The sequence below is a fragment of the Staphylococcus sp. HMSC062H10 genome (assembly GCF_001836945.1).
GTDB classification, from domain to species: domain Bacteria; phylum Bacillota; class Bacilli; order Staphylococcales; family Staphylococcaceae; genus Staphylococcus; species Staphylococcus aureus.
Genome location: NZ_KV830980.1, coordinates 71,066 through 95,695, shown reverse-complemented (window position 1 = coordinate 95,695; position 24,630 = coordinate 71,066). Strand labels below are relative to the sequence as shown.

The following is a 24,630-nucleotide window of genomic DNA, read 5'->3' as shown; positions in this document are numbered from 1 at the left end:
AGGCATGGACAATTATTAGTCCAATACCTTATGTCTTTTTTTTGATTCTAAAAATGTTTAAACAAAAAAATGAGCCTGAGACATAAATCAATGTTCTATGCTCTACAAAGTTATAATGGCAGTAGTTGACTGAACGAAAATGCGCTTGTAACAAGCTTTTTTCAATTCTAGTCAACCTTGCCGGGGTGGGACGACGAAATAAATTTTACGAAAATATCATTTCTGTCCCACTCCCAACATAATACTAACCTAGAGAATTAAGATTAGATTGAATCGCATGATTCATTTATTTAGCTTTGTAACCAATCATATTGATTAAATCTTTAGGATGGCTATATGGTGGTGCATAAGCCACTTCAAACTCAGTTAACTCATCTACAGTTAGCTGGTTCATCATTGCCATCGATAGTACATCAATACGTTTATTTGCGCCTTCTTTTCCTACTGCAGCTGCTCTTAAAATCTGACGGTTTGAAGTGTCATAATACACTCTTAAGTGTAAAGGGGAATTTCCTGGGTAATAATTCGCGTGTGCACCTTGAGTGACTTCCACCATTTTATAGTCAAATTGCTTTAGTTCGTTTGGTTTAACGCCGACACTCGCAAATGTATAATCAAAGAACTTCACAATATTGTTGCCTAAGAAGCCTTTGAATTCAATAGTGTCATTTCCAGCAATTTGTTCGGCAACAATACTTGCTGCACGGTGAGCGCCCCAAGCTAAAGGAACACTAGCCGGTAGATCGACATGTCGATAATGTGATGTTGCAATATCGCCTATTGCATAAATGTTTGGAACATTTGTTTCAAATTTATCGTTTACCGGTATGAAACCTTTTCGATCAAGTTTGATATTTGAACTTTCGATAAATTTTGAATTGGGGTGAGTACCGACACCTTCAATAATCATATCGTAATGTTCAACTTTTCCTGATTTAAATGTAATTTCATTTCCATTGATAGCAACAATTTCCTCATTTAAACGGTATGGAATCTCCCGCTTATCTAATTCATCAAGTATAGGTTGATTCATATCGGCATCCATTAATTTATTTATCTTATCAGATCGATGAATTAAAGTAGGGTGTAAACCACGTTCATAAAGGTTTTCAAGAACTTCTAGTGAAACATACCCTGCACCTACAACCAATACTTTATCAACTTGATTTGCTTTGATGAATTGATCGATAGCATCAGTGTCTTCTAAATTTCTAAGTGTAAATGTAATATCACTTTCAAAGCCAAGGCTATTTGCACTTGCACCAGGGCTTAAAATGAGTTTATCGTATGATTCTTCAAATTGTTCGTTGGTCTTTCTATTTAATACAGATACAGTTTGTCTTTCATCATTGATTGCAATAACTTCATGATAAGTTTTTACTGTAATTTGCTTTCTATCATAAAATTTTTCAGGTGTATACGCTAAAGCATATTTTCTATCTTCAACAACTTCGCCAATGACATAAGGCAATGCACAATTAGCAAAGCTCATATCACGATCTTTTTCAAAAATAATAATGTCACTTTCTTTATCTAAACGTCGAATTTGGCTGGCACATGTAGCACCGCCAGCGACTGCTCCGACTACGACTATTTTGGGCATCGTAACTTACCTCCTATTGTTTTAAAATATTATAAAATGATTAGTTATAAATTAACAGTAATATCTAATATTTAAATTAAAGAAATCATTCAAATATCGACCAATGCCATCTTCATTATTGTTGAATGTAATATTGTTCGCTACATCTTTAAGTTCTTGCAAACCATTTTCCATAGCAACACCGTGACGCGCGTACTCAATCATTTCTATATCATTATCTTCATCACCGAATGCAATAATATTATTTCGGTCAATATTTAAAAATTGTCTAACTTGTTCAATACCTCTCGCTTTATTAATTCCAAGTTTTACAATTTCAATGACAGGGAATGGTGCGCCCCAGCGTCGATGCTCAATATGATCGGCATAAAAATGAGTAAGCATATTTTTGATTTCAGGTATTTTACTTTCTTCGGCTTCAATTAAAATTGAGGTAGGGGATTCTTTCAAGTGGACAAGTAAATTACCAGTTTGAATTCTTGGATTACCCATTGAAAAACCTTCAAATAATCTTGGATCATGATTGTTAATGAAAACATAATCTTTTACTTCTGCAATAATATTCGATACTTGATATTGTTGTAATCCTTGAATAATATTTTGTGCGATGCCTAAATCTAAAATTTCATGGCAAGTTTTGAAGTTTTTATCTTTAGGGTGATGTACGTAAGCGCCATTAAAATTAACAATTGGTGTCGTTAAATTTAATTCATGATAATACATTTGACTTGCACGATAAGGTCTGCCAGTCGCAATCATAATTTGGTGTCCACGTTGTTGTAATTCATTTAATACTTGTTTAGTATATGATGAAATTTCTTTGTTATCGTTTAATAATGTTCCGTCTAAGTCTAGACATATTAAATGTGGTTGCATATCTCTCTCCTCATAAGTTGCTTAGTTCATATAGATACATCATAGCATTTTATTGGCGTTTTGTCGGATATTTGATATATTATGAATAATATGACATTAAAGAGGTGATATGGATGGAAGAGGCATTGAAAGATAGTATCTTAGGTGCATTAGAAATGGTAATTGACCCTGAATTAGGAATTGATATCGTTAATTTAGGTTTAGTATACAAAGTGAATGTTGATGATGAAGGCGTATGTACAGTTGATATGACTTTAACATCAATGGGATGTCCAATGGGACCTCAAATTATTGATCAAGTTAAAACAGTATTAGCAGAGATTCCTGAAATTCAGGATACTGAAGTGAATATCGTATGGAGTCCACCTTGGACAAAAGATATGATGTCACGTTACGCTAAGATTGCACTTGGTGTGAGCTAACATAAACGTGCATTGCCTGTAGAAAATGGAAACCCAATTGGGGCTCCGCGTCCAACTTGCATTGCTTGTAGAATTTCTTTTCGAAATTCTCTGTGTTGGGGTCCCGCAGTCAATATAACATTGTAGAGTATAATTCATTGTGAATAAGCTCCCTTCAAAGTAGACATTGAAGGGAGCCTTATTTACGTTCTAGGTTCTGATTTTATTTTGAAAATTTATATCTAACTTGTTTCAAAAATATGAACTAAGACAGTGACTTGCACTTCTAAGAGTGCACAATTCATTTCCTAGTTGAATATTTTCTTGAAAATTTCTATAATAAATTGAATTTATATTACAGTTATATTACAATACATAATACTTCATAGTTTTTAAGTTGCCGAGTTGCATTACAAATTGGATTTCGAAATAAGAATCATCATTGGTAATTTTTTTAATTTAACAGTATTTTAGTCAATATGATTTTGATGATGTCGTAATTCAATAATATACATATGCATTTCAATATTCTTTTAAACAGCATAACTAAATTTAATTAAGCATCTAAGAAGAACAGTTTTAAAAGGGAAGAATGCAAAAATGAACAAAACAAAGGGTTTTACAAAATATAAGAAAATGAGATATATGCCAGGGCTCGATGGTTTGAGGGCAATCGCTGTTCTAGGAATTATTATTTACCACTTAAATAAGCAATGGTTGACAGGTGGCTTTTTAGGTGTGGATACATTTTTTGTGATCTCTGGTTATTTAATTACAAGCTTATTACTCAAAGAGTATGATGACACAGGTATCATTAAATTGAAAAGCTTTTGGATACGTCGTTTAAAACGTTTATTACCAGCAGTCATAGTTTTATTAATGGTTGTAGGGACAGCAACCTTATTATTAAAATCAGATAATATCATTAGGGTTAAACATGATATTATTGCTGCGATATTTTATGTATCAAACTGGTGGTATATAGCAAAAGATGTTAATTATTTTGAGCAATTTTCATTTATGCCATTAAAGCATTTATGGTCTTTAGCAATTGAAGAACAGTTTTACATATTTTTCCCAGTTATTTTGGTTACATTATTGTTAACAATTAAAAAGCGATACAAAATAGGATTTATTTTTTGGGGAGTATCTATAATTTCTTTAGGGTTAATGATGTTTATCTACAGTATTAATGGGGATCATTCACGAGTGTATTTTGGAACAGATACAAGATTACAGACATTGTTACTGGGTGTTATTTTAGCTTTTTTATGGCCACCGTTTAAATTGAAAAATGATCCACCTAAAGTTGTAAAATATGTTATTGATAGCATAGGTAGTTTATCATTTATAGTACTTATATTATTATTTTTCATTATTAATGATGAGACGAATTGGATATATGATGGTGGTTTCTATTTAATATCCATATTAACGTTATTTATTATTGCCAGTGTCGTTCATCCATCTACATGGATAGCGAAAATATTTTCAAATCCAGTGTTAGTATTTATCGGGAAAAGGTCTTACAGTCTATATTTATGGCATTTTGCAGTAATTAGTTTCGTACATAGTTACTATGTAGACGGACAGATACCTGTATATGTGTACTTTATAGATATAAGTTTAACAATTATATTTGCAGAGCTATCATATCGCTTTATAGAAACTCCATTTAGAAAAGAAGGTATTAAAGCTTTAAATTGGCGACCTTCTTATATACCACAATTTATAAGAATGGCAATTGTAGTAACCTTGTTAATTCCATTTATGTTGATTTTAGTAGGTGCATTCAATAAATATGGTAAAGACATTATAGGAGAAAAAGCGAATAGCTTTGATACCACTATTGAAGATAATTATTTAATGCGGATAGCACCAATTGATAACATTCACATTGATGGCTTAGTAAGTGAGAAGAAAAAGGAATCTTCCGACGTATATAATAATATTAAACCTCTTTTAATCGGTGATTCAGTAATGGTTGATATCGGTGAGTCATTTAAGTCATCAGTTCCTAAGTCTAGAATTGATGGAAAAGTAGGGCGTCAATTGTATCAAACCTTACCTTTAGTTAAAGCGAATTATTCACAATATAAAAAATCATCTGATCAAGTCGTATTAGAATTAGGTACAAATGGCGACTTTACTGTCAAACAGCTCGACGATTTACTTAATCAATTTGGAAAAGCCAAGATTTATTTAGTTAATACACGTGTTCCAAGAATTTATGAGGCAAATGTAAATCGATTATTAGCTGACGCGGCGAAACGAAAGTCCAATGTCACATTAATTGATTGGTATAAGCGATCACAAGGACATAGTGAATATTTTGCACCAGACGGTGTACATTTAGAGTACAAAGGAGTTCTAGCTTTAAAAGATGAAATATTAAAAGCACTTAAAAAGAAATAACATATGTTTAATAAGTCTAGTTAATGTGTAACGTAACATTAGCTAGATTTTTTTAATTCAAAAAATTATTTACAAATATTAGGAAATTTAAGTGTAAAAGAGTTGATAAATGATTATATTGGGACTATAATATAATTAAGATCAAAGAAAGTCAAAGTCAAAAGTGCAACTTGACCAACTCTACAAATTAGAGGTGAAATTAATGGATATAAATAAAATGACATATGCTGTTCAAAGTGCTTTACAACAAGCAGTTGAACTGAGTCAGCAACATAAATTACAAAATATAGAAATTGAGGCAATTTTAAGCGCTGCCTTAAATGAAAGTGAAAGCTTATATAAAAGTATTTTAGAACGAGCAAATATTGAGGTAGATCAATTAAACAAAGCTTATGTAGACAAACTAAACACGTATGCATCTGTAGAAGGTGACAATATACAATATGGTCAATATATTAGCCAACAAGCAAACCAATTGATAACTAAGGCTGAATCATACATGAAAGAATATGAAGATGAATATATTTCAATGGAGCATATTTTACGTTCGGCAATGGACATTGATCAAACAACAAAACATTATATAAATAATAAAGTAGAAGTTATCAAAGAAATTATTAAAAAAGTAAGAGGGGGAAATCACGTGACATCACAAAATCCAGAAGTTAATTACGAAGCATTAGCTAAATATGGCCGCGACTTAGTAGAAGAAGTTAGACAAGGTAAAATGGATCCTGTTATAGGAAGAGATGAAGAAATTCGAAATACGATTCGTATTTTAAGTCGTAAAACTAAAAACAACCCTGTGCTCATTGGTGAACCAGGTGTTGGTAAAACTGCAATTGTTGAAGGATTAGCGCAACGTATAGTTAAGAAAGATGTGCCAGAATCATTATTAGATAAAACTGTTTTTGAGTTAGATTTAAGCGCATTAGTAGCGGGCGCTAAATATCGTGGTGAATTTGAAGAGAGATTAAAAGCAGTCCTAAAAGAAGTTAAAGAGTCTGATGGTAGAATTATATTATTTATTGATGAAATCCATATGCTTGTAGGTGCTGGTAAAACAGATGGTGCCATGGATGCAGGCAACATGCTAAAACCAATGTTAGCACGAGGAGAGTTACATTGTATTGGTGCAACAACTTTAAATGAATATCGAGAATATATTGAAAAAGATTCGGCATTAGAGCGTCGTTTCCAAAAAGTAGCAGTTAGTGAGCCTGATGTTGAAGATACAATTTCAATTTTACGTGGTTTAAAAGAACGATATGAAGTGTATCATGGTGTGCGTATTCAAGATAGAGCCTTAGTTGCTGCCGCTGAATTGTCTGATCGTTACATCACTGATCGTTTTTTACCAGATAAAGCGATTGATTTAGTTGACCAAGCATGTGCAACAATTCGTACGGAAATGGGATCAAATCCAACTGAATTGGATCAAGTTAATAGACGTGTCATGCAATTAGAAATTGAAGAAAGCGCACTTAAAAATGAATCTGACAATGCGAGCAAACAGAGATTACAAGAACTACAAGAAGAGCTTGCCAATGAAAAAGAGAAACAAGCAGCACTTCAATCTCGTGTAGAATCAGAAAAAGAAAAAATAGCAAATTTACAAGAAAAACGTGCGCAACTAGATGAAAGTAGACAAGCGTTGGAAGATGCACAAACAAATAACAATTTAGAAAAAGCTGCTGAACTACAATATGGAACAATTCCTCAATTGGAAAAAGAACTTAGAGAATTAGAGGATAATTTCCAAGATGAGCAAGGTGAAGATACAGATCGAATGATTCGTGAAGTTGTAACAGACGAAGAAATTGGCGATATTGTCAGCCAATGGACAGGCATACCAGTTTCAAAATTAGTTGAAACAGAACGTGAAAAATTACTTCACTTAAGTGATATCTTGCATAAACGTGTTGTAGGTCAAGATAAAGCGGTTGACCTGGTTTCAGATGCAGTAGTTAGAGCTAGAGCAGGTATTAAAGATCCAAACAGACCTATTGGTAGTTTCTTATTCCTAGGTCCAACTGGGGTAGGTAAAACTGAATTAGCTAAATCATTAGCTGCATCATTATTTGATTCTGAAAAACATATGATTCGTATCGATATGAGTGAATATATGGAAAAACATGCAGTATCAAGATTGATAGGGGCACCTCCAGGATATATTGGACATGATGAAGGGGGTCAATTAACTGAAGCGGTTCGTCGTAATCCATACTCAGTTATTTTATTAGATGAGGTTGAAAAAGCGCATACTGACGTCTTTAATGTATTATTGCAAATTTTAGATGAAGGCCGTTTAACTGATTCTAAAGGACGTAGCGTTGATTTTAAAAATACTATTATTATTATGACAAGTAATATTGGATCTCAGGTTTTATTAGAAAACGTAAAAGAGACTGGTGAAATTACAGAATCAACAGAAAAAGCTGTTATGACAAGTTTAAACGCATATTTCAAACCAGAAATTTTGAATCGTATGGATGACATCGTATTATTTAAACCTTTATCTATTGATGATATGAGTATGATTGTAGACAAAATATTAACGCAATTAAATATAAGATTACTAGAACAACGAATCTCAATTGAAGTTTCTGATGATGCTAAAGCTTGGCTAGGTCAAGAAGCTTATGAACCTCAATACGGTGCAAGACCATTAAAACGTTTTGTACAACGCCAAATTGAAACACCATTAGCACGTATGATGATTAAAGAAGGATTCCCAGAAGGTACAACTATTAAAGTTAATTTAAATTCAGACAATAACTTAACGTTTAATGTTGAAAAAATTCATGAATAAAATTGAACCAAGAATGTGATGATTAATCGCATTCTTGGTTTTTTAGATTTGAAATTTATTATAATTGTTCATTGGCAATATACTTTTTAAATGATTTAATAAACGCCAATATTTCTGGACTTTCTTTTTGGCTGTATATATATGTAAATGAAATAGGTGCTTGTAAAATTTTCGTGTTAATAACCAAAATATTGTAATCACTATTTGTTGTTATATAAATAGGCAGGAATGATATACCTTGATTCATTTCGATTAATTTAATTGAAGTATGCACATCATTGATAGATAGAAATTGTGCTTTTTCATAAATATTTAAAATATTATTTTTAAGTGATGACCAATATTCTGGATGGTTATCACTTATTATTTTGTATTTTTCAAATAAAGATGCCTCAGTTAGAAGATGATTATTCTCTTTATTGGGAGCAATCAATACAATTTTACCTTCGCATACTTTTTCAGAATGAACTTCTCTTAGTTTAGGTTGATTTCTGCTAATCCCAATATCATACGTATGATTATTAATATCTTTTTCAATATTTTCATTTTTGACATGAAGAGAAACATCGATAAAAGGATGCTCGTTAAAGAATGATTTTAAAAATTTGGGCATAATGAATGTCGCGATATATGAAGACACGACAACATTTAATTTCGATTGAAACATCGTTTTTTTAAGTTGGATATGTTTGATGCCACTTTCATATTGTTCAATAAAACTTTGTGCAATTGGAAGAAATGTATGACCATCTTCAGTCAAGATAATTTGATTTTTATAAGTTTCAAATAGTTTCACATTGAGATGCTGTTCTAAATTTTTAATTTGCTTATGTATAGAAGGTATAGTTAGATTAATTTCTTCACTAGCTAATCGATAGTTTAACGTCTTCGCTAAAATGACAAATGTATAGTACCAATCCAAATTCATGAACTTACCTCTTTCAAAAAAGTTAATGATTCATTAGATAATATTTAATTTTTAATGCATAAAAATAATATTAATATTATATCAGAGGTTAAGGCTGAATGAATAAAAAATTTTACAAGGAGAGAGCAACATGAAAATAAAAACTGAATTTAAAGGGAACAATATACCATATGAATACGCAGCAGGTGCAGATGTGAGTGATTCTATTAACGGGAATCCAATTAAATCATTTCCATTTGAAGTAACTGAATTACCGGAAGGGACTAAATATCTTGCTTGGTCTTTAATTGACTATGATGCAATTCCTGTGTGTGGCTTTGCATGGATTCATTGGAGTGTTGCTAATGTAGGTGTTAGTGGCAATTTAATTTCTATAAAAGCAGATTTATCAAGAACAAAGGGTGACTATGTACAAGGTAAAAATAGCTTTACTAGTGGGTTGTTGGCTGAAGATTTTTCAGAAATAGAAAATCACTATGTAGGACCAACACCACCTGATAAAGATCATCAATACGAATTAACAGTTTATGCGTTAGATCATTCTTTAAATTTGAAGAATGGGTTCTACTTGAATGAATTTTTAAAAGAAGTAAATCAACATAAAATTGATCAAACAAGTATTAACCTTATTGGAAGAAAAATTTAATACTAAATATCTCATCAATATAAAATTGTTCAATTAAAAGTATGAAGAAACAAGGGATTTAATTTATATATTAGGTACGGCGTTCGCTATAATGCAAAGAAGTAATTAAATTTAAGAAATGTAAACTTAGTTATTGTAATATGAATTTATTTGAAAAAATAGAAAGTATTAACAATTATAGATTTTAGATTTATTAAAATTAATTTTTAAAAACAAGTAAACAATTCACATACTTATAATTTTTGAAACTTTTAGATTTGTGTTATATTGATTTTGTAAGATACTTTAACTCACAAAGGAGAGAGATTATATGAAATTAAAATCATTTATAACTGTAACTTTGGCACTGGGCATGATCGCAACGACTGGCGCTACTGTGGCAAGTAATGAGGTATCTGCAGCAGAAAAGGACAAACTACCGGCAACTCAAAAAGCTAAAGAAATGCAAAATGTTCCATATACAATTGCAGTAGATGGCATTATGGCTTTCAATCAATCTTACTTAAATTTACCAAAAGATAGCCAATTATCATATTTAGATTTAGGAAATAAAGTTAAAGCTTTATTATATGATGAACGTGGTGTAACACCTGAGAAGATTCGAAATGCAAAATCAGCCGTTTACACGATTACTTGGAAAGATGGCAGTAAAAAAGAAGTGGATTTAAAGAAAGATAGTTATACAGCAAACTTGTTTGATTCAAATTCAATTAAACAAATTGATGTTAATGTAAAAACTAAATAAACACTTAAAATTATCAATTCAACATGAAGCATTTAATTTTACAGTGATGATTATAATATAATTGCCTTGATACAAAGATTACTCGTAAATGACATCTTTGTATTAAGGCTTTTTCTATATTTAAAAGTGATGGGATAGAGGTCATTGAGTTTTAAAATATTCAAAATACAAAACATTAATGGCCAAAAATAAAAGCCGCCTTTATCTGGGCAGCTTCAATAATAAGAAAGACATATTTCATTTTATACTAAATAGTTATTGTGATGAATCTTTCGGCGGTTTAATTACTGCAGCAAAAATTGCTGTGAAAATCGTGAACAATACTGCCATGATAATTGGATTCACTAAATTTAAGCTGTCTCCACCTACTAGGCTATTAAGTACAAAGTTAACCATTTGCATTAATAATAATGCCCAAAAGAATGTTACGAGGTGTTTCATGTCATTCTACCTCCACTTTAATTATATATATTTTATTTTAAGTGAAAGTTAGAAATTTGTATAGTAACATCTCATATATTTTGACCATATTATACAGTTTAAATAAATGATTTTATCTGAATGGCTATTCTAATTTAAGCCCATTAAAACCAATTTCATACTGAAATTTGACGATAATAAAGCTTTAAAATTTTATTAACTAGTCAATATTCCTATCTCTGACTTGAGTTTAAAAAGTAATCTATGTTAAATTAATACCTGGTATTAAAAATTTTATTAAGAAGGTGTTCAACTATGAACGTGGGTATTAAAGGTTTTGGTGCATATGCACCAGAAAAGATTATTGACAATGCCTATTTTGAGCAATTTTTAGATACATCTGATGAATGGATTTCTAAGATGACTGGAATTAAAGAAAGACATTGGGCAGATGACGATCAAGATACTTCAGATTTAGCATATGAAGCAAGTGTAAAAGCGATCGCTGACGCTGGTATTCAGCCCGAAGATATAGATATGATAATTGTTGCCACAGCAACTGGAGATATGCCATTTCCAACTGTCGCAAATATGTTGCAAGAACGTTTAGGGACGGGCAAAGTTGCCTCTATGGATCAACTTGCAGCATGTTCTGGATTTATGTATTCAATGATTACAGCTAAACAATATGTTCAATCTGGAGATTATCATAATATTTTAGTTGTCGGTGCAGATAAATTATCTAAAATAACAGATTTAACTGACCGTTCTACTGCAGTTCTATTTGGAGATGGTGCAGGTGCGGTTATCATCGGTGAAGTTTCAGAAGGTAGAGGTATTATTAGTTATGAAATGGGTTCTGATGGCACTGGTGGTAAACATTTATATTTAGATAAAGATACTGGTAAACTGAAAATGAATGGTCGAGAAGTATTTAAATTTGCTGTTAGAATTATGGGTGATGCATCAACACGTGTAGTTGAAAAAGCGAATTTAACATCAGATGATATAGATTTATTTATTCCTCATCAAGCTAATATTAGAATTATGGAATCAGCAAGAGAACGCTTAGGTATTTCAAAAGACAAAATGAGTGTTTCTGTAAATAAATATGGAAATACTTCAGCTGCGTCAATACCTTTAAGTATCGATCAAGAATTAAAAAATGGTAAACTCAAAGATGATGATACAATTGTTCTTGTCGGATTCGGTGGCGGCCTAACTTGGGGCGCAATGACAATAAAATGGGGAAAATAGGAGGATAACGAATGAGTCAAAATAAAAGAGTAGTTATTACAGGTATGGGAGCCCTTTCTCCAATCGGTAATGATGTCAAAACAACATGGGAGAATGCTCTAAAAGGCGTAAATGGTATCGATAAAATTACACGTATCGATACTGAACCTTATAGCGTTCACTTAGCAGGAGAACTTAAAAACTTTAATATTGAAGATCATATCGACAAAAAAGAAGCGCGTCGTATGGATAGATTTACTCAATATGCAATTGTAGCAGCTAGAGAGGCTGTTAAAGATGCGCAATTAGATATCAATGAAAATACTGCAGATCGAATCGGTGTATGGATTGGTTCTGGTATCGGTGGTATGGAAACATTTGAAATTGCACATAAACAATTAATGGATAAAGGCCCAAGACGTGTGAGTCCATTTTTCGTACCAATGTTAATTCCTGATATGGCAACTGGACAAGTATCAATTGACTTAGGTGCAAAAGGACCAAATGGTGCAACAGTTACAGCATGTGCAACAGGTACAAACTCAATAGGAGAAGCATTTAAAATTGTGCAACGCGGTGATGCAGATGCAATGATTACTGGTGGTACAGAAGCACCAATTACTCATATGGCAATTGCAGGTTTCAGTGCAAGTCGAGCGCTTTCTACAAATGATGACATTGAAACAGCATGTCGTCCATTCCAAGAAGGTAGAGACGGTTTTGTTATGGGTGAAGGTGCTGGTATTTTAGTAATCGAATCATTAGAATCAGCACAAGCTCGAGGTGCCAATATTTATGCTGAGATAGTTGGCTATGGTACTACAGGTGATGCTTATCATATTACAGCACCGGCTCCAGAAGGTGAAGGCGGTTCTAGAGCAATGCAAGCAGCTATGGATGATGCTGGTATTGAACCTAAAGATGTACAATACTTAAATGCCCATGGTACAAGTACTCCTGTTGGTGACTTAAATGAAGTTAAAGCTATTAAAAATACATTTGGTGAAGCAGCTAAACACTTAAAAGTTAGCTCAACAAAATCAATGACTGGTCACTTACTTGGTGCAACAGGTGGAATTGAAGCAATCTTCTCAGCGCTTTCAATTAAAAACTCTAAAGTCGCACCGACAATTCATGCGGTAACACCAGACCCAGAATGTGATTTGGATATAGTTCCAAATGAAGCGCAAGACCTTGATATTACTTATGCAATGAGTAACAGCTTAGGATTCGGTGGACATAACGCAGTATTAGTATTCAAGAAATTTGAAGCATAATTATAAAAATCTTCAGTAACGTTGTTTTAGTTACTGAAGATTTTTTCAGTTTCTTTATACTAAGATGAGCGACAGCACAATCGTCATAATAAAATATAAAATATTTATTAATAATAATGGTATTATCCATGTAGAAACAAAGTAATGCTCTTTTTTTACCTCTTGTGGGTTGAAAAATGGATCATCAGAGATAGACTTCTTCTTTTTCGAAGATGACATTTGATACTTTAATCTTCTAAAACCATAACTTGTCGCATCAAAAATGCCTTCTTGTACAAGTAAAATCAAAAAAATGCTAATAAAAATAATTAATGAAACATAAAACAATATATTTAAATATGTAATGATAGTATGGCTATTAAAAACCCATATAATAAACGTTAACATTGGGGTTATTACTGCCATTCCAAGCCATTTTTTCAACATTTGATCACTCCCACATATAAAAAACTCTTACGCATAGTTTACATTAAAATGAGACAATGAGGAATGATTTTTTAATTTCTTCAGCTTTATTGAAATTCTAAAATCAATCATTCTTCATTAGTTTAAAGCAAAAAAATATTGATATATAGTAAATATTGTATATATAATATTAGTTAAGATTTCAGAAAATTTTGAAGGGAATGGAAATTTAGAAATCGGAATTTGTTAGAGGAGGGGATTAGATGGGGAAATATATTTTTAAACGATTTATTTATATGCTTATTTCTTTATTTATTATTATTACAATTACATTTTTCTTAATGAAATTAATGCCAGGTTCGCCATTTAACGATGCTAAATTAAATGCTGAACAAAAAGAAATTTTAAATGAAAAATATGGATTAAATGATCCTGTAGCTACGCAGTATTTACATTATTTAAAAAATGTTGTTACAGGCGATTTTGGTAATTCATTCCAATATCATAATCAACCTGTGTGGGATTTGATTAAACCGAGACTACTACCTTCTTTTGAAATGGGACTTACAGCAATGTTCATCGGTGTGATACTGGGACTTATTTTAGGTGTTGCAGCAGCTACTAAACAAAATTCTTGGGTTGACTATACAACTACAGTTATTTCAGTTATTGCAGTATCTGTACCATCTTTTGTACTTGCTGTTCTTTTACAATATGTATTTGCAGTTAAATTAAGATGGTTCCCAGTAGCTGGGTGGGAAGGTTTTTCGACCGCGGTATTACCGTCACTTGCATTATCTGCAGCTGTTTTAGCAACTGTCGCCAGATACATAAGAGCAGAGATGATAGAGGTATTAAGTTCAGACTACATTTTATTAGCGAGAGCTAAAGGTAATTCGACAATGCGTGTACTTTTTGGACATGCACTTAGAAATGCTTTAATTCCAATTATTACAATTATCGTTCCTATGTTAGCAAGTATTTTAACAGGCACTTTAACAATTGAAAATATTTTTGGGGTTCCTGGATTAGGGGATCAATTCGTACGTTCAATTACAACAAATGATTTCTCAGTAATCATGGCAATCACACTATTATTTAGCACATTGTTTATCGTTTCTATTTTTATTGTAGATATTTTGTACGGTGTGATAGATCCACGAATTCGTGTTCAAGGAGGTAAAAAATAATGGCTGAAAATAAAAACAATTTGTCGATTAACGACGATCATTCTAATGCAGCTATGACGCATACCTCTGACGCTATCGCATCATCTGATTTTATTATTAGAAAATTAGATTTGAATCAGGAACCTGAAATGCAACGAGAAAGCAAAAACTTTTGGCAAGATGCTTGGGCTCAGTTAAAACGAAATAAGTTAGCTGTTGTCGGTATGATAGGTTTAATTATCATTGTAATATTTGCTTTTATCGGTCCAGTTATAAATAAACATGATTATGCTGAACAAAATGTACAACATAGAAATCTCCCGGCAAAAATACCTGTATTAGACAAAGTTCCATTTTTACCTTTTGATGGTAAAGATGCAGATGGCAAGGATGCTTATAAAGCAGCAAATGCTAAAGAAAATTATTGGTTTGGTACTGATCAGTTGGGTCGAGATTTATGGACAAGAACATGGAAAGGTGCTCAAATTTCATTGTTTATCGGTGTTGTTGCAGCGATGTTAGATATTTTTATTGGCGTTGTATATGGTGCGATTTCTGGATTCTTCGGTGGACGTGTCGATACGATTATGCAACGTATACTTGAAGTCATAGCATCTATTCCGAATTTAATTGTCGTAATTTTATTTGTATTAATTTTTGAACCATCCATTTGGACAATTATATTGGCTATGTCTATCACAGGCTGGTTAGGCATGAGCAGAGTTGTACGTGGAGAATTTTTAAAATTGAAAAATCAAGAGTTTGTCATGGCTTCGAAAACATTGGGGGCTTCAAAATTCAAATTGATATTTAAGCATATTTTACCTAATACGTTAGGTGCTATCGTGGTTACATCAATGTTTACAGTACCTAGTGCTATTTTCTTCGAAGCATTTTTAAGTTTCATTGGTATAGGTGTACCCGCACCTCAAACATCTCTTGGTTCATTAGTCAATGACGGACGTGCAATGTTATTAATTTATCCACATGAATTATTTATACCAGCAATGATTTTAAGTTTATTAATTCTATTCTTTTACTTATTTAGTGATGGATTACGTGATGCATTTGATCCGAAAATGCGTAAATAAAAGGGGGCATAGCATATGACTGAAAGAATATTAGAAGTAAATGATTTGCATGTTTCCTTTGATATTACAGCAGGGGAAGTGCAGGCAGTGAGAGGTGTAGATTTTTATTTAAACAAAGGGGAAACATTGGCAATTGTTGGTGAATCAGGTTCAGGTAAATCTGTAACAACAAAAGCAATTACAAAATTATTCCAAGGGGACACAGGAAGAATTAAAAAGGGAGAAATTTTATTTTTAGGGGAAGATTTAGCAAAAAAACCTGAAAATGAGTTAATTAAATTACGTGGCAAAGATATTTCAATGATCTTTCAAGATCCAATGACATCTTTAAACCCAACGATGCAAATTGGTAAACAAGTCATGGAACCACTCATGAAGCATAAAAATTATAGTAAATCAGAAGCAAAGAAGCGCGCATTAGAAATTTTGAATCTTGTAGGTTTACCAAATGCTGAAAAACGATTTAAAGCATATCCTCATCAGTTTTCAGGTGGCCAAAGACAAAGAATTGTTATTGCTACAGCTTTAGCATGTGAACCGAAAGTACTTATTGCTGATGAACCTACAACAGCACTTGATGTTACGATGCAGGCACAAATTTTAGATTTAATGAAAGAGCTGCAACAAAAAATTGATACAGCGATTATCTTTATTACGCATGATTTAGGGGTTGTTGCGAATATCGCTGATAGAGTTGCAGTTATGTATGGCGGTCAAATGGTTGAAACAGGAGATGTTAATGAGATATTTTATGACCCCAAACATCCATATACTTGGGGACTCTTATCATCAATGCCTGATTTATCAACAACAAATGACACACCATTATTAGCAATTCCGGGTTCGCCACCTGATTTATTACATCCACCTCAAGGTGATGCATTTGCTAGACGTAGTCAATATGCATTAGATATTGATTTTAAAGTAGAACCACCGTGGTTTAAAGTTTCACCGACACATTTTGTGAAATCTTGGTTATTAGACGCACGTGCACCAAAAGTTGAACTACCCGAGTTGGTAAAACAACGTATGAAACCGATGCCTAATAATTATGAAAAACCACTCAAGGTAGAAAGGGTGTCGTTCAATGAGAACTGATGAAATATTACTATCGATTAAAAATTTAAAGCAATATTTTAACGCAGGAAAGAAAAACGAAGTGAGAGCAATTGAAAATATTTCGTTTGATATATACAAAGGGGAAACATTAGGTTTAGTAGGAGAATCGGGGTGTGGTAAATCTACAACTGGTAAATCAATTATCAAACTTAATGATATTACAAGTGGAGAAATTTTGTATGAGGGTATTGATATACAAAAGATTCGTAAACGTAAAGATTTGCTTAAATTTAATAAAAAGATACAGATGATTTTTCAAGACCCATATGCGTCTTTAAATCCTAGGTTAAAAGTAATGGATATAGTAGCTGAAGGTATTGATATCCATCATTTAGCTAGTGATAAACGTGACCGTAAAAAGCGTGTTTATGATTTACTTGAAACTGTTGGATTAAGTAAAGAACATGCCAATCGTTATCCGCACGAATTTTCAGGTGGACAACGCCAACGTATTGGAATTGCCCGTGCATTAGCCGTTGAACCAGAATTTATTATAGCAGATGAACCTATTTCAGCATTGGATGTTTCAATTCAAGCTCAAGTAGTCAATTTGTTATTAAAATTACAGCGTGAAAAAGGTATTACATTCCTATTTATTGCACATGATTTATCAATGGTGAAGTATATCTCTGATCGAATTGCAGTCATGCATTTTGGGAAAATTGTAGAAATCGGACCAGCAGACGATATTTATCAATATCCATTACATGATTATACTAAGTCTTTATTGTCGGCAATTCCTCAACCGGATCCTGAATCGGAACGTAGTCGTAAACGATTTAGTTATATTGATGATGAAGCAAATAATCATTTAAGACAATTACATGAAATAAGACCACAGCATTTTGTCTTTAGTACTGAAGAAGAAGCGGCACGACTACAAAAAAATTTGTTGGTGACACAAGATTAAGGGGAAGGGGGAAATGAAATGACAAGAAAGTTGAAAGCGCTAATTTTAATATTGGTTGCCACAATTGCATTAAGTGGTTGTGCTAATGATGATGGTATTTATTCAGATAAAGGGCAAGTATTCAGAAAAATTTTGTCATCAGACTTAACATCCCTTGATACATCATTAATAACGGATGAAATATCTTCTGAAGTGACAGCGCAAACATTCGAAGGTTTATACACATTAGGAAAAGGTGACAAACCGGTGTTAGGTGTTGCGAAAGCTTTTCCTGAAAAGAGTAAAGATGGTAAAACGTTAAAGGTTAAATTAAGAAGCGATGCTAAATGGAGCAATGGTGACAAAGTGACTGCACAAGACTTTGTTTATGCTTGGAGAAAAACAGTTGACCCTAAAACAGGTTCTGAATTTGCATACATTATGGGGGACATTAAAAATGCGAGTGATATTAGTACTGGTAAGAAACCTGTAGAGCAATTAGGTATCAAAGCATTAGATGATGAAACATTACAAATTGAATTAGAAAAGCCGGTTCCATATATTAATCAATTATTAGCACTTAATACATTTGCACCTCAAAATGAAAAAGTTGCCAAAAAATATGGTAAAAATTACGGTACGGCAGCTGATAGAGCGGTATACAATGGTCCATTTAAAGTTGATGATTGGAAACAAGAAGATAAAACGTTACTATCTAAAAATCAGTATTATTGGGATAAAAAGAAAGTAAAATTAGATAAAGTGAATTATAAAGTTATTAAAGACTTACAAGCAGGTGCATCATTGTATGATACTGAATCAGTAGATGACGCAGTTATTACAGCAGATCAAGTAAATAAATATAAAGATAATAAAGGATTAAACTTTGTGTTAACGACTGGGACATTTTTTGTAAAAATGAATGAAAAACAATATCCTGATTTTAAAAACAAAAATTTAAGACTGGCTATCGCACAAGCAATAGATAAAAAAGGATACGTTGATTCAGTGAAAAACAATGGTTCAATCCCTTCCGATACACTAACAGCCAAAGGCATTGCGAAAGCACCTAATGGCAAAGATTATGCGAGTACCATGAATTCACCTCTAAAATATAATCCTAAAGAAGCAAGAGCACACTGGGACAAAGCTAAAAAAGAGTTAGGTAAAAATGAATTGACATTTTCAATGAACACAGAAGATACACCAGATGCAAAAATATCTGCTGAATATATCAAATCGCAAGTTGAGAAAAATTTACCAGGAGTTACTTTGAAAATTAAGCAATTACCATTTAAACAAAGAGTATCACTAGAACTGAGTAACAATTTTGAAGCATCGCTTAGTGGTTGGTCTGCAGATTACCCTGATCCTATGGCTTATTTAGAAACAATGACCACAGGTAGCGCACAAAATAATACAGACTGGGGTAATAAAGAATACGATCAATTACTTAAAGTAGCAAGAACCGAATTGGCGCTTCAACCGAACGAACGATATGAAAACTTGAAAAAAGCAGAAGAAATGTTCCTAGGAGATGCACCGGTAGCACCAATTTATCAAAAAGGTGTTGCACATTTAACAAATCCTCAAGTAAAAGGATTAATTTACCATAAATTTGGTCCAAATAACTCACTTAAACATGTATATATTGATAAATCGATAGATAAAGAAACAGGTAAAAAGAAAAAATAATTTGTTTTGTAAATTAGGCTGGAGACATATCTCCAGTCTTTTTGTATTGCAGAAAAACATTGGGAATAAAAATTTAAAATAAGTCGGTTTTTAAATTACTAAAATTGATTAAATGCATAAATGACTGAATATTCTAAAAATAAACTTGTAATAATTTTTTCTATGAGTAAACTAAAAAGAAAATATTAGATTGAAAGTAGGAGGCATATGTATGGGGAAGCTTATTAAATATATTTCAATACTTCTTATTGTCGTTTTAGTGTTGAGTGCTTGCGGAAAAAGCAGTAATAAAGATGAAGGAGTAAAAGATGCTACTAAAACAGAAGCGTCAAAACATAAAGGTGGTACGCTAAATGTAGCGTTAACAGCACCGCCAAGTGGTGTTTATTCTTCGTTATTAAATAGTACACATGCGGACGCTGTAGTTGAAGGATATTTTAACGAAAGTTTATTAGCAATTGATAAAAAAATACGTCCTAAAGCTTATATTGCGTCATGGAAGGACATCGAGCCGGCTAAGAAAATAGAATTTAAAATTAAAAAAGGTATTAAATGGCATGATGGTAATGAATTGAAAATTGATGATTGGATTTATTCAATTGAAGTCTTAGCTAACAAGGATTACGAAGGTGCTTATTATCCAAGTGTAGAAAATATCCAAGGTGCAAAAGATTATCATGAAGGAAAAGCTGATCATATTAGCGGATTGAAGAAAATAGATGACTACACAATGCAGGTTACATTTGATAAAAAGCAAGAAAATTACTTAACAGGATTTATTACTGGACCTTTATTAAGTAAAAAATATTTATCAGATGTACCAATTAAAGATTTAGCGAAATCAGATAAAATCCGAAAATATCCTATTGGTATTGGACCATATAAAGTTAAGAAAATCGTCCCAGGTGAGGCTGTTCAACTTGTTAAATTTGATGATTATTGGCAAGGTAAGCCTGCATTAGACAAAATCAATTTAAAAGTTATTGATCAAGCTCAAATTATTAAGGCAATGGAAAAAGGCGATATTGATGTTGCGAATGATGCTACCGGTGCAATGGCAAAAGATGCTAAGTCATCTAATGCTGGTCTCAAGGTATTATCTGCGCCAAGCTTAGACTACGGTTTAATAGGATTCGTATCTCATGATTACGATAAAAAAGCTAATAAAACTGGTAAAGTGAGACCAAAATATGAAGACAAAGAATTACGTAAAGCAATGCTTTATGCAATTGATAGAGAAAAATGGATCAAAGCATTTTTCAATGGTTACGCTAGTGAAATAAATAGTTTTGTACCATCAATGCATTGGATAGCAGCTGATCCTAAGGAACTAAACGATTATAAATATGATCCTGAAAAAGCTAAAAAAATCTTAGATAAGTTAGGTTATAAAGATCGAGATGGTGACGGATTTAGAGAAGATCCTAAAGGTAATAAATTTGAGATTAACTTTAAACATTATTCAGGTTCAAATCCTACTTTTGAACCAAGAACTGCTGCGATAAAAGATTTCTGGGAAAAAGTTGGCTTGAAAACAAATGTGAAGTTAGTAGAATTCGGTAAATATAATGAAGACTTAGCAAATGCATCAAAAGATATGGAAGTGTACTTCAGATCATGGGCAGGTGGTACAGATCCAGACCCATCAGATTTATACCACACTGATAGACCTCAAAATGAAATGAGAACAGTTTTACCAAAATCAGATCAATATTTAGATGATGCATTAGACTTCGATAAAGTAGGCATTGATGAAAAGAAACGTAAAGATATTTATGTTAAATGGCAAAAATATATGATTGATGAGTTACCTGGATTACCAATGTTCCAAGGTAAATCGATAACTATAGTTAATGATAAAGTACGAAACTTAGACATTGAAATTGGTACTGATCAAAGTTTATATAATTTAACTAAAGAAGCTTAGTAATGTAACCTCGACGATTTTGTCGAGGTTTACTTATATGGGGGGATGTTATGAATAATGTATTGTTAGAGGTTAAAGATTTAGAAACATCATTAAAAATAAATAATGAATGGTTAGCAACTGTTGAAAATATTTCTTTTGAATTATCTAAAGGAGAAGTTTTGGGTATAGTAGGGGAATCTGGTTGCGGTAAGTCAATATTAAGTAAGTCAATTATTAAATTATTACCAGAAAAGATATCTAAACTAAGTAATGGAGAAGTTATATTTGATGGTAAACGAATCGATACGCTAAATGAGAAGCAATTGCTAGATATTCGAGGAAATGATATTGCTATGATTTTTCAAGAACCTATGACTGCTTTAAATCCGGTATTTACCATAAAAAATCAACTAGTGGAATCTATAAAATCCCATAAAAAAATTTCTAAAAAAGAAGCAAATAACTTAGCAAAAGATTTACTAAAAAAAGTTGGAATTGCAAGACAAGATGAAATATTAAATAGCTATCCTCATCAATTATCTGGTGGTATGAGGCAAAGAGTAATGATTGCAATGGCCATTTCATGTTCTCCTAAATTATTAATTGCTGATGAACCTACAACTGCATTGGATGTTACGATTCAAGCGCAAATATTAGATTTATTAAAAGAATTGCAAAAGGAAACGCAAATGGCAATTATGATGATTACACATGATTTGAGTGTAGTTGCTGAGTTTTACGATAAAGTCTTGGTTATGTATGCAGGTCAAATTGTAGAATTTGGAGATATAAAAGAAATACTACACAATCCGAAACATCCTTATACCCAAAAATTATTATCTACAATTCCAAAACTTAAAGAAGAACAGAAACGACTTGAAACAATAGAAGGAATTGTGCCATCAATCCAAGCATTTCACGTTAATAAGTGCAGATTTGCAAATAGATGTAACAAAAAACTGGATATTTGTAATAATCAATCTCCTAAAATGCATGTTTGTGAAGACGTCATTGTACGGTGTCATTTATACCAAAATGAATATAAGGAGATATAAGAATGGAAAATATTTTAGAAGTAAATCAAGTAAAAAAATACTACAAAATTAAAACTGGATTATTACAAAAAACTCAGTACGTTAAAGCTGTTGATGACGTATCGTTTTCAATAAAAAAAGGACAGACTTTTGGATTAGTAGGCGAATCAGGTTGTGGTAAGTCAACGTTAGGAAAAGTGATTATCAGACTTGAAGATGCAACTTCAGGCTCAATAATTGTTAATGGTAAAGATATAACAAGATTACAAGGTAATAAACTAAGAAAATCACGACAACAATATCAGATGATATTTCAAGATCCATATGCATCATTGAATCCGATGCAAATGGTTGGAGATATCATTTCAGAACCTATTTTAAATTATAAAAAATTGCCAAAAGAAGAAATAAAAAAAGAAGTTCTATATTTATTAAAATGTGTTGGTCTAAGTGAAGATGCATATTATAAATATGCACATGAATTTTCAGGTGGACAGAGACAAAGAGTGGGAATTGCAAGAGCACTGGCTTTGCGTCCGAGTTTAATTGTTGCTGATGAGCCTGTAAGTGCATTAGATGTATCTGTTCAATCTCAAGTACTGAATTTATTAAAAGATTTACAAGAACAATTTAACTTAAGCTATTTATTTATCGCACATGATTTAAGTGTAGTAAAACATATAAGTGATGTCATTGGAGTTATGTATTTAGGTCATATAGTTGAAATCGCATCTGATAAAGAAATTTATGAAAATCCCAAACATCCATATACAAAAGCATTAATTTCATCAATACCACAAATTGATAAACATAATAACAATAGAATTATATTAAAAGGAGAATTACCTTCGCCAAGTAATCCGCCGCAAGGTTGTCCTTTCCATACTAGATGTCCAATTGCTCAAGATAAATGTAAAGAAAATATACCACAATTAAAAGACATAGGTGATGAACATCAAGTTGCTTGTTTCTACTTAGATAAAGTAGGTGATTTAAATGATTAAATTAATACTTAAAAGGTTAGGGTTAATGATCCCGTTACTAATTTTAATCTCAATAGTTGTATTTTCATTAGCAATCATACAACCAGGAGATCCATTTTCAGATTTACAAAACGGTAAAATAAAACAAGAAGCAATAAATGCACAAAGGGAAAAATTAGGTCTCAACGACTCAATACCACATCAATACATTAGATGGGTCAATCATGTTATACACGGTGATTTAGGGGAGTCAATCAAATATAAAAGGCCGGTAATTGATGTTATTGAGGAAAGAATTCCAAATACAATATTACTCGGTGCTATGTCATTAATTATTACTTATATTATCTCATTTGCTTTAGGAATAACGTCAGGTAGATATTCTTACAGTTTGACGGATTATACTGTGCAAATATTTAATTATTTGATGTTAGCCATTCCATCTTTTATTGCGGGAGTATTTGCAATTTTTATTTTTTCTTTTGAATTACAATGGTTCCCGTTTCAAGGTTCTGTTGATATTAACCTTAAAGAAGGTACCTTTGAATATTATATGAGTAAAATTTATCATACATTTTTACCTGCATTAACTTTAGGATTATTATCTACTGCTGGTTATATTCAATATTTACGTAATGATATTATTGAAAATTCTAAAAAAGATTATGTATTGACGGCAAGGTCAAAAGGATTATCTATGAATAAAATTTATAATAAACATATATTGAGAAATTCTCTAATACCTATTATTACATTTTTAGGTGCTGATATTGTCAGTATTTTAGGTGGAGCTGTGATTACTGAGACGATTTTTTCATATAACGGTATCGGTAAATTATTTTTAGAATCGGTAATAGGTCAAGACTATCCATTAATGATGGCATTAACGTTATTTTTCTCATTTTTAGGTTTACTGGGTAATTTGATTTCTGATATTACTTATGGATTTATAGATCCAAGAATTAGAAGTAACTAGG

The 24,630-nt window shown here is 32.0% G+C and carries 21 protein-coding genes; 16 read left to right on the top strand and 5 right to left on the bottom strand.

What is annotated here, in order from left to right:
- Positions 1-286: 286 nt before the first annotated feature.
- Together HMPREF2658_RS07990 and HMPREF2658_RS07985 are read right to left on the bottom strand one after the other, a co-directional pair.
- Positions 287-1,603, bottom strand: coding sequence for a CoA-disulfide reductase (locus tag HMPREF2658_RS07990; RefSeq protein WP_054194544.1), 1,317 nt, complete (start codon positions 1,601-1,603; stop codon positions 287-289).
- A gap of 51 nt (positions 1,604-1,654) precedes the next feature.
- Positions 1,655-2,479, bottom strand: coding sequence for a Cof-type HAD-IIB family hydrolase (locus HMPREF2658_RS07985; RefSeq protein WP_001182436.1), 825 nt, complete (start codon positions 2,477-2,479; stop codon positions 1,655-1,657).
- Positions 2,480-2,592: 113 nt separating this feature from the next.
- Here HMPREF2658_RS07985 and HMPREF2658_RS07980 point away from each other — a divergent pair, with 113 nt between their 5' ends.
- The 3 genes from HMPREF2658_RS07980 to clpB all read left to right on the top strand — a co-directional run bounded on the left by HMPREF2658_RS07980 (position 2,593) and on the right by clpB (position 8,107).
- The gene (locus HMPREF2658_RS07980) at positions 2,593-2,901 is read left to right on the top strand and encodes a metal-sulfur cluster assembly factor (RefSeq protein ID WP_000390575.1); all 309 of its coding nucleotides are present in this window, start codon (positions 2,593-2,595) and stop codon (positions 2,899-2,901) included.
- A gap of 579 nt (positions 2,902-3,480) precedes the next feature.
- On the top strand, positions 3,481-5,295 hold the full coding sequence (locus tag HMPREF2658_RS07975) for an acyltransferase family protein (RefSeq protein ID WP_001044231.1): 1,815 nt from the start codon (positions 3,481-3,483) through the stop codon (positions 5,293-5,295).
- 202 nt (positions 5,296-5,497) lie between these two features.
- A complete protein-coding gene (gene clpB / locus HMPREF2658_RS07970) occupies positions 5,498-8,107 on the top strand; it encodes an ATP-dependent chaperone ClpB (RefSeq protein ID WP_000353969.1) in 2,610 nt (869 codons plus the stop codon).
- Positions 8,108-8,165: 58 nt separating this feature from the next.
- Here the strand turns inward: clpB and HMPREF2658_RS07965 are convergent, their stop codons facing one another.
- Positions 8,166-9,035, bottom strand: coding sequence for a LysR family transcriptional regulator (locus HMPREF2658_RS07965; protein WP_001047063.1), 870 nt, complete (start codon positions 9,033-9,035; stop codon positions 8,166-8,168).
- A 130-nt stretch (positions 9,036-9,165) separates the two neighbouring features.
- Here HMPREF2658_RS07965 and HMPREF2658_RS07960 point away from each other — a divergent pair, with 130 nt between their 5' ends.
- A complete protein-coding gene (locus HMPREF2658_RS07960) occupies positions 9,166-9,681 on the top strand; it encodes a YbhB/YbcL family Raf kinase inhibitor-like protein (protein ID WP_054194545.1) in 516 nt (171 codons plus the stop codon).
- A gap of 310 nt (positions 9,682-9,991) precedes the next feature.
- On the top strand, positions 9,992-10,426 hold the full coding sequence (locus HMPREF2658_RS07955) for an MAP domain-containing protein (protein ID WP_000769691.1): 435 nt from the start codon (positions 9,992-9,994) through the stop codon (positions 10,424-10,426).
- A gap of 255 nt (positions 10,427-10,681) precedes the next feature.
- On the opposite strand, the gene HMPREF2658_RS07950 is transcribed toward HMPREF2658_RS07955, so the two are convergent.
- Positions 10,682-10,867 (bottom strand): YjzD family protein, encoded by a 186-nt coding sequence (locus tag HMPREF2658_RS07950; protein WP_000682088.1) that lies wholly within the window; start codon positions 10,865-10,867, stop codon positions 10,682-10,684.
- A gap of 294 nt (positions 10,868-11,161) precedes the next feature.
- Between HMPREF2658_RS07950 and HMPREF2658_RS07945 the strand changes: the two genes are divergently transcribed.
- A complete protein-coding gene (locus tag HMPREF2658_RS07945) occupies positions 11,162-12,103 on the top strand; it encodes a beta-ketoacyl-ACP synthase III (protein ID WP_001100526.1) in 942 nt (313 codons plus the stop codon).
- A gap of 11 nt (positions 12,104-12,114) precedes the next feature.
- Complete coding sequence (gene fabF, locus HMPREF2658_RS07940; protein WP_000081241.1) at positions 12,115-13,359, top strand: beta-ketoacyl-ACP synthase II; 1,245 nt, start codon at positions 12,115-12,117, stop codon at positions 13,357-13,359.
- Positions 13,360-13,413: 54 nt separating this feature from the next.
- Here fabF and HMPREF2658_RS07935 read toward each other — a convergent pair whose 3' ends face one another.
- Positions 13,414-13,785 (bottom strand): DUF3899 domain-containing protein, encoded by a 372-nt coding sequence (locus tag HMPREF2658_RS07935; RefSeq protein ID WP_000915164.1) that lies wholly within the window; start codon positions 13,783-13,785, stop codon positions 13,414-13,416.
- A 242-nt stretch (positions 13,786-14,027) separates the two neighbouring features.
- On the opposite strand from HMPREF2658_RS07935, the gene opp3b reads away from it, so the two are divergent.
- From opp3b to opp4B, 9 genes are all read left to right on the top strand, one after another.
- Positions 14,028-14,954 (top strand): oligopeptide ABC transporter permease, encoded by a 927-nt coding sequence (opp3b, locus tag HMPREF2658_RS07930; RefSeq protein ID WP_000521533.1) that lies wholly within the window; start codon positions 14,028-14,030, stop codon positions 14,952-14,954.
- On the top strand, positions 14,954-16,024 hold the full coding sequence (gene opp3C, locus HMPREF2658_RS07925; RefSeq protein WP_000829643.1) for an oligopeptide ABC transporter permease: 1,071 nt from the start codon (positions 14,954-14,956) through the stop codon (positions 16,022-16,024). The genes opp3b and opp3C overlap by 1 nt, the downstream gene beginning before the upstream one ends.
- A gap of 15 nt (positions 16,025-16,039) precedes the next feature.
- Complete coding sequence (locus tag HMPREF2658_RS07920) at positions 16,040-17,122, top strand: ABC transporter ATP-binding protein (protein WP_000140054.1); 1,083 nt, start codon at positions 16,040-16,042, stop codon at positions 17,120-17,122.
- Complete coding sequence (locus HMPREF2658_RS07915) at positions 17,112-18,053, top strand: ABC transporter ATP-binding protein (protein ID WP_001258350.1); 942 nt, start codon at positions 17,112-17,114, stop codon at positions 18,051-18,053. The genes HMPREF2658_RS07920 and HMPREF2658_RS07915 overlap by 11 nt, the downstream gene beginning before the upstream one ends.
- Positions 18,054-18,071: 18 nt before the next feature.
- Positions 18,072-19,727, top strand: coding sequence for a peptide ABC transporter substrate-binding protein (locus HMPREF2658_RS07910; protein ID WP_000197092.1), 1,656 nt, complete (start codon positions 18,072-18,074; stop codon positions 19,725-19,727).
- A 211-nt stretch (positions 19,728-19,938) separates the two neighbouring features.
- The gene (opp4A, locus tag HMPREF2658_RS07905; RefSeq protein ID WP_000517178.1) at positions 19,939-21,654 is read left to right on the top strand and encodes an oligopeptide ABC transporter substrate-binding protein; all 1,716 of its coding nucleotides are present in this window, start codon (positions 19,939-19,941) and stop codon (positions 21,652-21,654) included.
- 50 nt (positions 21,655-21,704) lie between these two features.
- The gene (locus tag HMPREF2658_RS07900; RefSeq protein ID WP_001067045.1) at positions 21,705-22,691 is read left to right on the top strand and encodes an ABC transporter ATP-binding protein; all 987 of its coding nucleotides are present in this window, start codon (positions 21,705-21,707) and stop codon (positions 22,689-22,691) included.
- Positions 22,692-22,693: 2 nt separating this feature from the next.
- Positions 22,694-23,674, top strand: coding sequence for an ABC transporter ATP-binding protein (locus tag HMPREF2658_RS07895; protein ID WP_000427779.1), 981 nt, complete (start codon positions 22,694-22,696; stop codon positions 23,672-23,674).
- Complete coding sequence (gene opp4B, locus HMPREF2658_RS07890; RefSeq protein WP_000593421.1) at positions 23,667-24,629, top strand: oligopeptide ABC transporter permease; 963 nt, start codon at positions 23,667-23,669, stop codon at positions 24,627-24,629. The genes HMPREF2658_RS07895 and opp4B overlap by 8 nt, the downstream gene beginning before the upstream one ends.
- The last annotated feature ends 1 nt before the right edge of the window (position 24,630 follow it).

Bases quoted from the DNA above. Each gene is read 5' to 3' on its own strand.
- opp4B (WP_000593421.1), top strand. From the start codon at position 23,667: ATGATTAAATTAATACTTAAAAGGTTAGGGTTAATGATCCCGTTACTA.
- clpB (WP_000353969.1), top strand. From the start codon at position 5,498: ATGGATATAAATAAAATGACATATGCTGTTCAAAGTGCTTTACAACAA.
- HMPREF2658_RS07935 (WP_000915164.1), bottom strand. From the start codon at position 13,785: ATGTTGAAAAAATGGCTTGGAATGGCAGTAATAACCCCAATGTTAACG.
- HMPREF2658_RS07980 (WP_000390575.1), top strand. From the start codon at position 2,593: ATGGAAGAGGCATTGAAAGATAGTATCTTAGGTGCATTAGAAATGGTA.
- HMPREF2658_RS07965 (WP_001047063.1), bottom strand. From the start codon at position 9,035: ATGAATTTGGATTGGTACTATACATTTGTCATTTTAGCGAAGACGTTA.
- HMPREF2658_RS07955 (WP_000769691.1), top strand. From the start codon at position 9,992: ATGAAATTAAAATCATTTATAACTGTAACTTTGGCACTGGGCATGATC.
- HMPREF2658_RS07915 (WP_001258350.1), top strand. From the start codon at position 17,112: ATGAGAACTGATGAAATATTACTATCGATTAAAAATTTAAAGCAATAT.
- HMPREF2658_RS07950 (WP_000682088.1), bottom strand. From the start codon at position 10,867: ATGAAACACCTCGTAACATTCTTTTGGGCATTATTATTAATGCAAATG.
- HMPREF2658_RS07945 (WP_001100526.1), top strand. From the start codon at position 11,162: ATGAACGTGGGTATTAAAGGTTTTGGTGCATATGCACCAGAAAAGATT.
- HMPREF2658_RS07900 (WP_001067045.1), top strand. From the start codon at position 21,705: ATGAATAATGTATTGTTAGAGGTTAAAGATTTAGAAACATCATTAAAA.
- HMPREF2658_RS07985 (WP_001182436.1), bottom strand. From the start codon at position 2,479: ATGCAACCACATTTAATATGTCTAGACTTAGACGGAACATTATTAAAC.
- opp3C (WP_000829643.1), top strand. From the start codon at position 14,954: ATGGCTGAAAATAAAAACAATTTGTCGATTAACGACGATCATTCTAAT.
- HMPREF2658_RS07895 (WP_000427779.1), top strand. From the start codon at position 22,694: ATGGAAAATATTTTAGAAGTAAATCAAGTAAAAAAATACTACAAAATT.
- HMPREF2658_RS07910 (WP_000197092.1), top strand. From the start codon at position 18,072: ATGACAAGAAAGTTGAAAGCGCTAATTTTAATATTGGTTGCCACAATT.
- HMPREF2658_RS07920 (WP_000140054.1), top strand. From the start codon at position 16,040: ATGACTGAAAGAATATTAGAAGTAAATGATTTGCATGTTTCCTTTGAT.
- opp3b (WP_000521533.1), top strand. From the start codon at position 14,028: ATGGGGAAATATATTTTTAAACGATTTATTTATATGCTTATTTCTTTA.
- HMPREF2658_RS07975 (WP_001044231.1), top strand. From the start codon at position 3,481: ATGAACAAAACAAAGGGTTTTACAAAATATAAGAAAATGAGATATATG.
- HMPREF2658_RS07990 (WP_054194544.1), bottom strand. From the start codon at position 1,603: ATGCCCAAAATAGTCGTAGTCGGAGCAGTCGCTGGCGGTGCTACATGT.
- HMPREF2658_RS07960 (WP_054194545.1), top strand. From the start codon at position 9,166: ATGAAAATAAAAACTGAATTTAAAGGGAACAATATACCATATGAATAC.
- opp4A (WP_000517178.1), top strand. From the start codon at position 19,939: ATGGGGAAGCTTATTAAATATATTTCAATACTTCTTATTGTCGTTTTA.
- fabF (WP_000081241.1), top strand. From the start codon at position 12,115: ATGAGTCAAAATAAAAGAGTAGTTATTACAGGTATGGGAGCCCTTTCT.